This window comes from Listeria sp. MAN/IMW/UF464 (assembly GCF_058683955.1).
The window spans coordinates 13,192-25,435 of sequence record NZ_JBZWZP010000004.1 but is presented as its reverse complement, the minus strand read 5'-3'; the positions used below and the strand labels follow the sequence as shown (position 1 = coordinate 25,435).

Sequence of the window (12,244 nt, the reverse complement as noted above, 5' to 3'; positions counted from 1 at the left end):
CATGATGGTAAATGAAGCGAAATTATATGTATATGGTTCAACGACTATTTGTGCGAGTTGTGTCGGAGCACCGTCCTCGAAAGAAACAGAGGAATGGCTTCGAGCTGCGATTGGTCGGAAGTTTTCTGGACAGCCTTTTGTAGTGGAATATGTAGATATTTTTAATCCGCCAAATGAAGCGGCTTTAGCAGATATGGCGAATAAGATTGTTGATGAAGATTATATGTATCCAGTCATTGTGGTTGACGGTGAAATTATCGCGGAAGGCAATCCTCGGTTGAAAGATATTTATCAAGTAATGACCGACCGTGGTTACTTGGCAACGATGTAACAGTCTAGGAGGCAAGTGGAAATGAATCCGATTGTGGAATTTTGCGTTAATAATTTGGCGAGCGGGGCAGATGTGGCGTTTGCGAAATTAGATGCGGATGATAGTTTAGACGTGATTGAATATGATTGTCTGACATATTGTGATTTATGCGCGACAAGTTTGTTTGCTCTAGTGGACGGAGAAGTGGTTCGCGGAGAAACAGCGGAGGAATTGGTTGCGAATATATATACATTTTTGGAAGAAAATCCGTTTTAATATAGAAAAAAGCGATGAGCGCGTAATCTGGCTCATCGCTTTTTATTAATCAAAAAATTGGCTGATTGGTGTTTCGCCGCTTTCGATAGTATAGGTTTTATAGTAGCTGGATTTCTCAGTTAAAGCCTCACTAATAAAGTTTGCAACATCTGCGCGAGGAATGTTTGTTTTAGGTTTTCCTGAGACTTCTGAGATTTTACCTGTAGCCGGATCGTCTGAAAGGCCGACTGGTCGCACAATGGTGTAATCTAGACCGCTTCGTTTGAGTTCGTCATCGGCGGCTTTTTTTGCTTTTAAATAGTGGACGAGAGATTCAGGACCGCTTTCTGGGTCATCTGCGCCGTAAGAGCTAACAATGATAAAACGACGTACACCTTTTTCTTTGGCAGTTTCGATTGCTTTAATGGCGCCATTTTGGTCAATATTAATTGTTTCTGATGCAGGCGTATGACCACCTGAGCCAGCTGTAAAAATAACCGCTTCAATTTCATCATAGGCATAGTGGAAATCTTTTTTTAAATCGGCAATTATTGGTTTTGCGCCAAGTTTTTCAAGTTCACTTACTTGTTCTGCTTTTCTAACCATTGCTCGGACGAAAAAGCCTTTTTCCATTGCGAGTTTTTCTACTAAAAGACGACCGATTTTGCCATTTGCGCCAATTACGAGTACATTCATTGCTAATCTCCTCCTAAAAAATATCTACAAAGAACTTTTCCCGGTGAGTAAAAAATAAAACCACAAGTTACCTCGTGGTTTTTGCTGTTATTCAAATAAAGATGTGGAATGCATTGGTTGCACTCGGGTTTTTGGATCAATGAAATTCATTGCGTTATTTACGGCAGTCGGCGCTTCACCAAATCCTGTCGCAATTAGTTTTACTTTACCATCATAAGTACAAATGTCACCAGCACAGTAAATCCCTGGGATATTTGTTTCCATTTTGGAATTGACGATGATTGAATTACGTTCTAGCTCTAAGCCCCAATTTTTAATAGGTCCGAGCGAGGAAACGAAACCGTAGTTAATAATGAAATCGTCAATCTCCAACGTTTCTGTAGTATCACCTTTGACTTCTTGAAGCGTAATGTGCGTTAATTTATCACCATTACCAAGAACTTCTGTTGGAATGAATGGAGTTTTAATCGCAATGGATGACTTTTCTAAATTGTTAACGCTATGTTCGTGCGCGCGAAAAGCGTTACGTCTATGAACGATTGAAACAGAGCTTGCCACTTTTTCAAGCATTAGCGCCCAGTCAACCGCAGAATCTCCGCCGCCACAAACAGCAACGCGACGACCGGAAAAACGACTAAGATCATTAATGAAATAATGAATATTTTTTCCTTCATATTGTTCAGCTTCCGGAAGATCTAAACGTCTCGGTTCAAATGCGCCGTTACCAGCAGTAATAATGATTGCTTTACTATAATGTGTATCTTTCTTCGTGATGATTTCAAATGTGCCATCGACTTGCTTTTCAACGCTTTGAACTGCTTCTTCAAGCGCAACCGTCGGATCAAATGGTTTCATTTGTTGTATTAAATTATTAACGAGTTCCTGTGCGCGAACAGAAGGATAGCCTGGAATGTCATAAATATACTTCTCAGGATAAAGCGTTGAAAGTTGTCCACCTAATTGCGGTAAACTTTCTATTATTTTCACACTCGCATTGCGCATTCCGGCATAAAAAGCAGCAAATAGCCCAACCGGTCCGCCACCAATGATCGTGATATCATAAATTTTTGTTTTTTCATCCAAAATACATCACCCCCTAGTTCCTAATTTCCCTATGAAATAGCTAAAGTTGCAATAAGCATATTTTAGCATATATTTTTGAAAAAGAATGTTTACGGGATTGTGGTATTAAAAAATTCGGAAAAATGAACTAGACCAATTGCCACTCAAATAAAAGATTTTTACGAAAACCAAGTCATCTCAGAGGTTTATTGTGAAAAAAATCATATACCACTCTAAACTTACCGCTAAGAAGCATAAACCCTTGAGTTCCCTTCCTTGAAAATGCAAGTTAAAAAGTCTATGATATAGTTTGTAAGCTGTGAAAGAGGGAATATAATTGGTACTTACCAGTTCCGCTTTTTTCACTGGTTGCAGTAGATTTTTAGCGCAATCTACATAGGTGCAGTAAGAAATTCTTAATGCAATTTTTTTTGTGAAGAAAAATATAAGGGAAAGTAGATGTGATAACAGATGAGTAAACCAAAAATTGTCATTCTCGGAGCAGGATACGGGGGACTAAAAACTTTACGTAAGTTACAACAAAGAAACTTGGATGCCGAAATCGTTCTAGTGAATAAGAATGACTACCACCACGAAACGACTTGGTTACATGAAGCAGCAGCTGGAACAATTGAGCCAGAAAAACTAATGTATCCACTTGATAAAGTCGTAAACAATACGAAAACTACATTTATCCAAGATACTGTAGTAAAAATTAATAAAGACGAAAAAACAGTCACACTAGATGCAAATGGCGATATCAGCTATGACTATTTATTAATTGGACTTGGGTCAGAAGCAGAAACATTTGGAATCAGTGGTTTGAAAGAATATGCCTTCACTATTACAAGTGTAGAATCCGTTAAAAAAATCCGTGCGCACATTGAAGCGCAATTTGCTAAATGGAAAACAGATCCACGCGATGAATTATTAACAATTATCGTTGGTGGCGCTGGCTTTACTGGAATTGAGTTTCTTGGGGAATTAACTAATCGCATTCCAGAACTAGTGAAAGAGTACGATGTGCCTCGCGAAAAAGTGCGCATTTATTGTATGGAAGCAGCTCCAAAAGTATTACCACAATTTGATGCGAAACTCGTTGATTATGGTGTTGGTGTACTAGAAGATCGCGGCGTAGAATTCCATGTTGGTAAACCAGTCAAAGAAGCTACAGCTGACGGCGTTAAATATGCTGAAAGTGAAACAGAAGTACGCGAAATTAAAGCAGCGACAATTATTTGGGCAGCCGGAGTTCGTGGTAACAGTGTTATTGAAGCGTCTGGTTTTGAAGCAGGTCGTGGTCGTGTGAAAGTAAACAACAATTTAACCGTTCCTGGTAATGAAGAAATTTTAATTGTTGGTGACTGCTCACTAATCATCAACCCTGCAAACGACCGTCCATTCCCGCCAACTGCTCAAATTGCAATGCAACAAGCAGATGTGGCTGCAGTGAACTTAGCTAAATTAGTTAAAGGCGAAACAGATCTACAAGACTTTGTTTATCATGAAAAAGGAACAGTTTGCTCACTAGGTGATAACGACGCAATCGGTGTTGTTTTCGGCAAAAACCTAAAAGGCTATCCAGCTTCCGTTATGAAAAAAGTTATTGATGACCGTGCGCTATTACTAATTGGTGGTTCAGGCGTCTTGGCAAGTAAAGGTAAATTCAAATTCTATAAATAAAAAGTCAAGAAGCGCTGTATCTGCTTTTGCCAGATATGGCGCTTTTTTCATGGTATAATTAGAAAAAAAGAAAGAAGGTAAGTCATGGAACAACTTTTTGATATACTTCCAAGTGAATGGGCCGAACGCTTTTTGGAAACAGAAAAAGAGCGCATCGAAATACATTTTAAAGAAGCGGGCACGCTATCATTACTTCAAAGTAAAGCTGGTGGACGCGGTTATTTGCCTAAAGAACAAGGTTATCCTGTAACGGAAGAAGGGAAGCCGCTTTCTCTTTTGGCACAAATCAATTTTTCAGAAATGCCGCAAATGGAAAATTATCCAGAATTTGGCTTGCTCGCTTTTTATGTAGATTATCAAGATGATTTATACGGGCTTAATTTTGAAAATCCTACGAGCCAGGAAGGTTTTCGGGTGTTTTTCTTTGATGACTTAGGGAGCGAGAGCCTGTCCAAAGAAGAACAAGATGCGTTTTTTGCAGATGTAGCGAAAACAGATTTTTATCCAGTTGTGAATGGAGAATTTAAAATGACTGGTCAAGTATCGGATCAAATTTTGCTACAAGATAGCTTTGATTTTGAAAATGAATTTGGTAATAATTTTTATGAATTAGCTGATCAAATTTTCGCTGACGAGGAAGATAAAGCTGATCAGTTATACAACCTAGCTAACGAAGGCAGCCAGCTCGGCGGGTATCCGTTCTTCACGCAAGAAGATCCGCGTATGTATGCAGAAAATCCCCATCACGACACGCTTTTATTCCAATTAGCTTCCGAAGATTTTGACGATAACAGAATGGCGATTATGTGGGGCGACTGCGGTGTTGCGAACTTCTTCATTAATAAACAAGATTTAATCAATCGAGACTTTTCTAACATTATGTATAACTGGGATTGCTCATGAAAAAAAGCTGACTACAATGAGTCAGCTTTTTATTTACATAAATATTTCTAAAATAAATCCAATCGCAATCCCGGTCAAAGCCCCAAAGAAAACTTCCATGGGTTTATGCCCGAGTAATTCTTTTAAATGCTTCGTTTTTTCTTCTTGTTCAGGTGCCGCAAGCCCTTTTGCATGCTCCACGAAGTCTTGAAAATCCGTTACTAATTTGTTTAAAACAACTGCTTGTTCACCGGCTTGTCTTCTAACGCCAGTCGCATCGAACATCACGATAATACCAAATACAACAGCAATCGCGAAATAAGGTGAATCTAGTCCGTATTCAATTGCGAGTGTTGTCATAAGTGCAGTAACCGCAGCCGAGTGAGAGCTAGGCATACCTCCAGTGGAAAACATTAGTCCGAGGTTAAACTTCCGGTAAACTAATATATGAATCGGCACTTTTACCACTTGAGCAAACACTATCGCAATAATAGATGCAATTAATGGTGTATTCGTAAATATCGACATCAAATCTCTCCTGTCAAAAAGTCTATTCTTATTTTACCACAATGAGCTTATTAAAAACCTTTTCTAGAATTTTTCTTCTAACTCTTATATAATAAAGTATAAATCAAATTCGGAAAGAAGGGAACATATGGGACTCCAAGAAACTATTGGCATTGAAATTGTTTCAGTAGAAAAAGGAAAAGCAGTCGTTCAGTTAGAAGTAACAGAAAAAGTTCATCAACCATTTGGCTATTTGCATGGCGGAGTTTCTGTTGTTTTGGCAGAACATGCTGCGAGTATTGGTGCTGCGAAATCAATTGAACCTGATGAAATCGTCTTTGGTTTAGAAATTAACGCCAACCACCTCGCTTCAAAACAAGAAGGATTAGTGACAGCAACCGCGGAAGCAATCCACCTTGGCAGAAGTACCCAAGTCTGGGAAATTAAAATCACTGACGAAACGGAAAAACTAATTTGTATTAGCAGATGTACTATAGCAGTTAAAAAGAAACGAAAATAAAAAGCATGGCAGAGGTCAATTGATGAACTCTCGCCATGCTTATTTTATTTCTCTGATTCATCTTCGTCTGAATCAGTTTCACTTTCATCTTGTTCGATGATTTCATGCTCGGAATCATCCGACTGTTCCTCAATCGTTTGTTCCTCGCGTTCGCGTTCTTGCTCTTCTTGATCTTCACGCTCATCGATTTTTTCTTCGCGTCGTTCCCATTCCATTCGTTCTTCCAATTCTTCTCGTTCTTGTCGTGCTTTTTCAATTTGTTCTTGGCGAATAATAAGGCTTTTCTTCTTCTTGATGTCGTCTTTTTTCACCGAACGCAATTGGTCACGAATTCGAATTGCTAGCGGCACACCAGTATCATAAGCGGCCCGGTTAATAAGGTGGGAGGCTACTGGAGTCGTTAAGAAAATAAACAGCACTGCCAGAAGCACTCGCGCATTAAAGCCTTCACCTGAGTGGAAAAAATAACCAACCGTTGCAAAAAGAAGCAAGCTAACGCCAAATGTATTACTAATCCCAGCAGCATGTGTTCTTGTATAAACATCCGGTAGTCTGATAACACCAATTGCCGCCAGAATACTAAGCAAGCCACCAATTAAAATCATAATAGAAATAATAATCTCAATTATCACGTTCACGGTCAATCACCTTCCCTTTCTCAATAAATTTAGCAAAGGAAACCGTCCCAATAAAGGCAAGGAGCGCAATAAGTAATATAACATCTAAAAAGGCATGGGTGTCATAAAACATTGAAAGGAGGGCAACAATTGCCACTAAATTCATGCCAATAGAATCAAGCGCCACGACTTTATCAGAAGTAGTTGGTCCTTTTAAAATACGGTAAAGATATAAGAAGGTAGAAATCGAATAAAGAAGTAAACCAATGGATAAAGCTATTTGAATAATCATCCGTGGAACACCTCCATAATCGCACCTTCATAAGATTTACGAATCGTCGCAATTTCTTCTTCGATATTCGGAACGTGCAGTGAATGAACATAGATTGCTTTATAATCATCCGAAATATCAATCGAAAGTGTACCAGGAGTTAATGTAATTAATAACGCGAGCATAGTTACTTCCCAGTCAGTTTCAAGTGTTGTATCGTATCTGAAAATCCCTGGACGAATGTTCATATCTTTCTTCAAAACAATTCGACTTACATGAACCGTCGAAACTATTAAATCATGCAAGAAACGGAAAACTAGTTTAACGAGGGCAAATAACCGGAAAAGGTAAAATCTTGACCCAAGAAAGCGTCGCATAAATAAAAGCAAAAATATCCCGATAATAAAGCCAATGATAAATGTCGCAAAACTAAATGATGACTCAAGAAACATCCACAAACAAGCAAGTATTATATTAAGAATAAGTTGAAAAGCCATCTTTTATCACTCCTTTATCACCGCATCGATATAAACAGAAGGGTCAACAAGTGGGTCAACCGCCTGTTCAATAAACGGATAGATTGCGTTACTAAACACGCCATAACCAATAGAAATCGCAAGTAGAATAACTACAGGTACGAGCATTTTTTTATACGGAATTTGTAGATTGAATACGCCTTTTTTCTCGCCCCAAAAACCTCTTGTAAAGACTTTGATTAAAGACATAAGGACGAATAAACTTGATAATAAAATGAGTATCCCGCCAACAATTTGACCAGCTGAGAAAGCTCCTTCGACTATCAAAAGTTTTCCGATAAATCCGCTAAGAGGTGGAATCCCTGAAAGGCCTAATGTGGCAATAAAGAAAATCCAACCAAGTGACGGCTTCACGCTCATTAAGCCACTGAATTTTTTCACGCTAGAGTAACCAGTAATCGCCATCACAATCCCAACAATGAGGAAGAGTGCGGCTTTGATTATCATATCGTGAATCAAGTAAAATACGGCACCAGTCATCGATTCGCGTGTCATAATCGAAACACTAAATAGTATTACGCCAATCGCAATCATAATATTGTAAATCACAATTGTTTTCATATCATAATAACTAATTGCCCCTATAACGCCAAGGATAATCGTCACAATCGCGAGTATTCCAAGTAGCGGAACAACAAAGTCAGTTAGTGAACTGAAAAATAGTGTATACGTTCGAATAATTGCGTAAACCCCAACCTTTGTCAGAAGCCCGCCAAATAAAGCGAGAACTGGGATTGGTGGAGCAAAGTAAGATCCCGGAAGCCAGAAATAAAGCGGGAAGAGTCCTGCTTTTAGTCCGAATACAAACAAGAATAAAACTGCGACAACGCTTATCATTCCAGTATTCGCACCATTTAAGTCCGTAATTTTTTGTGAAATATCTGCCATGTTGAGTGTTCCAATCATCGAATAAAGCAGCGCAATCGCTACAACGAAAAATCCAGAACCAACCACATTTATCAGTAAATATTTAATCGTTGCTTTCAGTTGAACTTGGGTCCCACCAATGACAAGAAGTACATAAGATGCCATCAACATAACTTCAAAGAACACAAACATATTGAAAATATCACCAGTTAAAAACGAACCATTCACCCCAACAATCATAAAGAGAATCGCTGGGTAATAAAGAAATTTCTCACGCGGTTTCCCAATCGTGTAAAAGGAATAAAGTATCACGCAGAAAAGGATAATACTAGTCGTTGCCGTAAGCAAAATCGCAAGCATATCGCCAACCATCGTAATCCCAAAAGGAGCAGCCCAGTTACCAATATTCACAGTTGTGATACCATTTTCTCGAATGTAAAACACGAGTCCAAGTGTCGCCACAACCAGAATGCCACTAAATATCAGGGCGAAAACTCGTTGAACGATGACCCGTTTTGGCAGTAGCATTAACGTAATTGCTCCAAGGAAAGGAATCAATATCGGCATTAAAATTATATTATTCATCATCGGCTTCATGTCCTCTCGTCTTGGATACACTCTCGCTATCAAGCTCCTGATACGCTCTATAAGCAAGAACAAGGAAAAAGGCAGTTACACCAAAGCTTATAACAATCGCAGTCAAAATAAGTGCTTGTGGAAGGGGATCATTATATGTTCCGGATCCCGGTGTACCAAGAATCGGTACGCGACCTTTTTTCAGTCCACCCATCGTTAGTACAAGTAAATTGACGCCATGACTTAGGACAGCTGTTCCAATGATAATTCGTAACAAACTTTTAGAGAGAATTAAGTAGACAGCAGCTGCAAAAATCAAGCCGATTAATATAGACATTAATAGTTCCATCAGTCACTCTCCCCAATCGTTTGAATTATCGTAAGTGTTACACCGACAACAACTAAGTAAACGCCAAGGTCAAACAAAGTCGCCGTGTGTAACGCAGTATCTCCTAAAATGGGCAAATCAACATGACCAAACTTATGTGTTAAGAAAGGGTCACCCGTGAAAATCCCAATCATTCCTGTACCTAGAGCAAAAACAAGACCGACACCAGTGAGCATAATCGTATTGATATTAAGCATACTAGCGACTGTTTTTGTATCATAAGCAAGTAATGTTAACGTAATTGCGCCAGCTGTTGTAAGCCCGGCCACAAATCCGCCACCTGGATTATAATGCCCTGCGAAGAAGAGGTGAAGCGAGAATAAGAAAATAATGAAAGCAACAACTTTTGTTACATTTCTCAGTAGAACGTCATTCGTTTTCATCATTCTCACCTCGTTTCGTCAGTCGTAATTTAATCATCGCGTAAATACCAATCGCGGCAATTGACAGAACAGCGGTTTCGAACATCGTATCAAAACCACGGAAATCAACCAAGATAACATTAACAATATTTCGTCCCGCCGCTTCCACGTAAGCATTATCGACATAGTATTTCGAAATTGAGTCATAAAAAGTCGTATTATACGCTGAAAGGGAAACCAGTGTAATAATCACACCAACCCCGATACTCAATATCGTCTTCATTGAAAACCATTTCGGCTTTTCCTCAATATTACTAAACTGAGGAAGGTGATAGAACACAAGTAGATAAAGCACAACGGAAATAGTTTCAATAATAAGCTGTGTCAAAGCAAGGTCAGGAGCTCTTGAAATAACAAAGAAAATACTAATTGTATAACCCATCGCTCCAAGTAAAATAATCGAAGTAATACGCGACTTGGAAAAGACAATCCCAACCAAAGTCACTAAAATAACAGCCGCTAAAACAAAATCAACCACCGTTACTTTTGTCATACTCGAAAAGTTGAAATCAAGCGCATTCGTGAAAATCATGACCGAAGCCATCATTAAAATAAAGGCCGATAACATATAATTTAAGTAAGTTCGTAACCAACCAGTCATAATAAACATCGTCATCCGATACGAACCTTGTTCTAAATAATACATCCCATTATCATACGTTTTCCCAATTCGAAGTGCTTTTGGAACCCGAGTAGTAATCCAAGGTTTCCAGTATTTATGTGTAAGGAACAAGCCAATACCAACAGCAACAACCCCGAAAGTCATCAATAAGGCTGGCGTAAATCCGTGCCATAAGCCAATATGAATCGAAAAATCAGTAGCAAGCCCTGGAACAATCGCTCTTACAGCAGGTTCCAAAATCGGCTCTGCAATTAAATTAGGGAAAAGCCCAATCCCTACCACAAAAATTGATAAAATAATTGGTGGCAACAGTAGTCCAAACGGAGCTTCATGTGGCTTTTTAGGAAGTAAGTATGGCTTCAGTTTTCCAGTAAATGTTTTGAAGAAGATAATCATGCTATAAACAAACGTAAATACGCTAGCAACCCAAGCAACAACAGGAAGCAGAACGCCCCAAGTACTTGCGTCAAACAATTGCAATTGCGTAATATTTACCATGCTTTCAAAAAACATTTCTTTACTTAGAAACCCGTTAAATGGTGGAATACCAGCCATCGCAAATGTTCCAATAAATGCAATCGTTGCTGTAATAGGCATAATTCGCATCAATCCGCCAAGTCGTCTAATATCCCGCGTGCCGGTTTCGTGATCGACAATCCCAACCATCATAAACAAGCTTCCTTTAAATGTCGCATGATTAAACAGATGGAAGACAGCCGCTACAATCGCCATCACATAAATATCATCACTTAGCGTGTCAAAATGAAGCGAGGCCGCTCCAACACCAAGAAGTGACATAATAAGTCCAAGTTGACTAATTGTTGAGTAAGCCAAAATCGCTTTTAAATCGTTTTTCTTTGTGGCATTAAGTGAACCCCAGAAAAGCGTCGTAATCCCAACGAGTGATACCGTCCAAAACCAGACACCCGAACTTGCGAATAGAGGCGTAAAGCGAGCTACAATATAAATCCCTGCTTTGACCATCGTAGCAGAGTGGAGGTAGGCACTAACCGGAGTAGGTGCTTCCATTGCGTCAGGTAGCCAAATATGAAATGGTACTTGTGCCGATTTCGTAAATGCCCCGAGCAATACAAGAATCATCGCGGGAATGAATAAACTATTATTACTAATCACGTCCGCGTTACTAATAATCTCGCGAATGGAGTAAGAATCGCTCATAATATGAAGCAAAATAAATCCACCGAGCATCATTAGTCCACCGAAGACTGTAATCATCATCGATTTACGAGCACCGTACCTTGAACGCTCACGATGATACCAGTACCCAATCAATAAGAACGAACTAATCGAAGTTAATTCCCAGAAAAGATAGAGGACAATCAAGTTATCACTTAGGACAACCCCAAGCATTGCCGTCATAAAAATAAATAAAAATGTATAGAAATTGCTAAGTCGTTCTTTCTTTTTCCCTAAATAATAAATAGAGTAAAATGTAACGAGTGAACCAATTCCAGTAATAAGTAGCGCAAACAGTAAACTTAGCCCATCTACTACTACTGTAAAATTAATCCCAAGTTGCGGAATCCAAGGCATTGAAACAATCGTTGCCCCGTCCATCGTTTTGGGAATAAATGTTAAGAAGTAAATAAACAAAATCACTGGAATCGGAAGTACTAACCAGCCAGTATGAACTTGTTTAGTCCACCGGTAAAAAAGTGGGATTAGCAGTGCCACAATAAATGGCAGAACAATTGCTAGATGAAGAAATGACAATATCGGCTCCTCCTCGAAGAATTTTTATACGGAAACTCATCCTGGAAATGTGAAAATAAGAACAGGAAATCATTATTTTTTAAGCAAGTACTTACATTTAATGAAACATAGCTCTAACTAACATTTTAAAAAATTGCGCTAACTCATCAAATTTCAACAACCTTACTATTCACGAAGTACCCAAATAAACGCCGTACTTTTTATATTTTTTATTATAACATACTTTTTTATCTGAAAAAAAGGCAGGAAACTTAACTTTATAAATCAATTTACGCAATGTTAAAAAACAATTAAAT

15 protein-coding genes are annotated in these 12,244 nt (G+C 38.7%); 5 read left to right on the top strand and 10 right to left on the bottom strand.

Annotated features, from left to right (window positions below):
• Positions 1-4: 4 nt before the first annotated feature.
• A complete protein-coding gene (locus tag AC4PG0_RS12695) occupies positions 5-331 on the top strand; it encodes a YuzD family protein (protein WP_003768177.1) in 327 nt (108 codons plus the stop codon).
• 21 nt (positions 332-352) lie between these two features.
• The gene (locus tag AC4PG0_RS12690; RefSeq protein ID WP_270908524.1) at positions 353-586 is read left to right on the top strand and encodes a YuzB family protein; all 234 of its coding nucleotides are present in this window, start codon (positions 353-355) and stop codon (positions 584-586) included.
• A 45-nt stretch (positions 587-631) separates the two neighbouring features.
• On the opposite strand, the gene AC4PG0_RS12685 is transcribed toward AC4PG0_RS12690, so the two are convergent.
• Both AC4PG0_RS12685 and AC4PG0_RS12680 read right to left on the bottom strand, forming a co-directional pair.
• Positions 632-1,261: an SDR family oxidoreductase gene (locus AC4PG0_RS12685; protein WP_010991218.1), complete on the bottom strand. Its 630-nt coding sequence runs from the start codon at positions 1,259-1,261 to the stop codon at positions 632-634.
• A gap of 87 nt (positions 1,262-1,348) precedes the next feature.
• Entirely contained in the window at positions 1,349-2,344 is a 996-nt protein-coding gene (locus tag AC4PG0_RS12680) for an NAD(P)/FAD-dependent oxidoreductase (protein WP_003763767.1), read from the bottom strand.
• A 450-nt stretch (positions 2,345-2,794) separates the two neighbouring features.
• Here AC4PG0_RS12680 and AC4PG0_RS12675 point away from each other — a divergent pair, with 450 nt between their 5' ends.
• The gene (locus tag AC4PG0_RS12675) at positions 2,795-4,006 is read left to right on the top strand and encodes an NAD(P)/FAD-dependent oxidoreductase (protein ID WP_003769108.1); all 1,212 of its coding nucleotides are present in this window, start codon (positions 2,795-2,797) and stop codon (positions 4,004-4,006) included.
• Between the two features lie 84 nt (positions 4,007-4,090).
• Complete coding sequence (locus tag AC4PG0_RS12670; RefSeq protein WP_194321728.1) at positions 4,091-4,909, top strand: YwqG family protein; 819 nt, start codon at positions 4,091-4,093, stop codon at positions 4,907-4,909.
• A 33-nt stretch (positions 4,910-4,942) separates the two neighbouring features.
• On the opposite strand, the gene AC4PG0_RS12665 is transcribed toward AC4PG0_RS12670, so the two are convergent.
• Positions 4,943-5,416, bottom strand: a complete 474-nt coding sequence (locus AC4PG0_RS12665) for a divergent PAP2 family protein (protein ID WP_003763760.1) — start codon at positions 5,414-5,416, stop codon at positions 4,943-4,945.
• Between the two features lie 127 nt (positions 5,417-5,543).
• Between AC4PG0_RS12665 and menI the strand changes: the two genes are divergently transcribed.
• Positions 5,544-5,915 carry a 1,4-dihydroxy-2-naphthoyl-CoA hydrolase MenI gene (gene menI / locus AC4PG0_RS12660; protein ID WP_003763757.1) on the top strand — a complete coding sequence of 124 codons (372 nt, stop codon included), beginning with the start codon at positions 5,544-5,546 and terminating at the stop codon, positions 5,913-5,915.
• A 44-nt stretch (positions 5,916-5,959) separates the two neighbouring features.
• Here menI and mnhG read toward each other — a convergent pair whose 3' ends face one another.
• The 7 genes from mnhG to AC4PG0_RS12625 are packed head-to-tail and all read right to left on the bottom strand — an operon-like array spanning position 5,960 to position 11,948.
• A complete protein-coding gene (gene mnhG, locus AC4PG0_RS12655) occupies positions 5,960-6,553 on the bottom strand; it encodes a monovalent cation/H(+) antiporter subunit G (protein ID WP_010991214.1) in 594 nt (197 codons plus the stop codon).
• Positions 6,537-6,824 (bottom strand): Na(+)/H(+) antiporter subunit F1, encoded by a 288-nt coding sequence (locus tag AC4PG0_RS12650; RefSeq protein ID WP_003722409.1) that lies wholly within the window; start codon positions 6,822-6,824, stop codon positions 6,537-6,539. Before AC4PG0_RS12650 ends, mnhG begins: the two co-directional genes overlap by 17 nt.
• Entirely contained in the window at positions 6,821-7,300 is a 480-nt protein-coding gene (locus AC4PG0_RS12645; protein WP_003768160.1) for a Na+/H+ antiporter subunit E, read from the bottom strand. Before AC4PG0_RS12645 ends, AC4PG0_RS12650 begins: the two co-directional genes overlap by 4 nt.
• 6 nt (positions 7,301-7,306) lie before the next feature.
• Positions 7,307-8,791 (bottom strand): Na+/H+ antiporter subunit D, encoded by a 1,485-nt coding sequence (locus tag AC4PG0_RS12640; protein WP_492167784.1) that lies wholly within the window; start codon positions 8,789-8,791, stop codon positions 7,307-7,309.
• Entirely contained in the window at positions 8,784-9,131 is a 348-nt protein-coding gene (locus tag AC4PG0_RS12635; RefSeq protein ID WP_003763750.1) for a Na(+)/H(+) antiporter subunit C, read from the bottom strand. Before AC4PG0_RS12635 ends, AC4PG0_RS12640 begins: the two co-directional genes overlap by 8 nt.
• Positions 9,131-9,556 (bottom strand): Na(+)/H(+) antiporter subunit B, encoded by a 426-nt coding sequence (locus AC4PG0_RS12630; RefSeq protein WP_003769105.1) that lies wholly within the window; start codon positions 9,554-9,556, stop codon positions 9,131-9,133. The genes AC4PG0_RS12635 and AC4PG0_RS12630 overlap by 1 nt, the downstream gene beginning before the upstream one ends.
• A complete protein-coding gene (locus tag AC4PG0_RS12625) occupies positions 9,540-11,948 on the bottom strand; it encodes a Na+/H+ antiporter subunit A (protein WP_070752536.1) in 2,409 nt (802 codons plus the stop codon). The genes AC4PG0_RS12630 and AC4PG0_RS12625 overlap by 17 nt, the downstream gene beginning before the upstream one ends.
• Positions 11,949-12,244 lie beyond the last annotated feature (296 nt).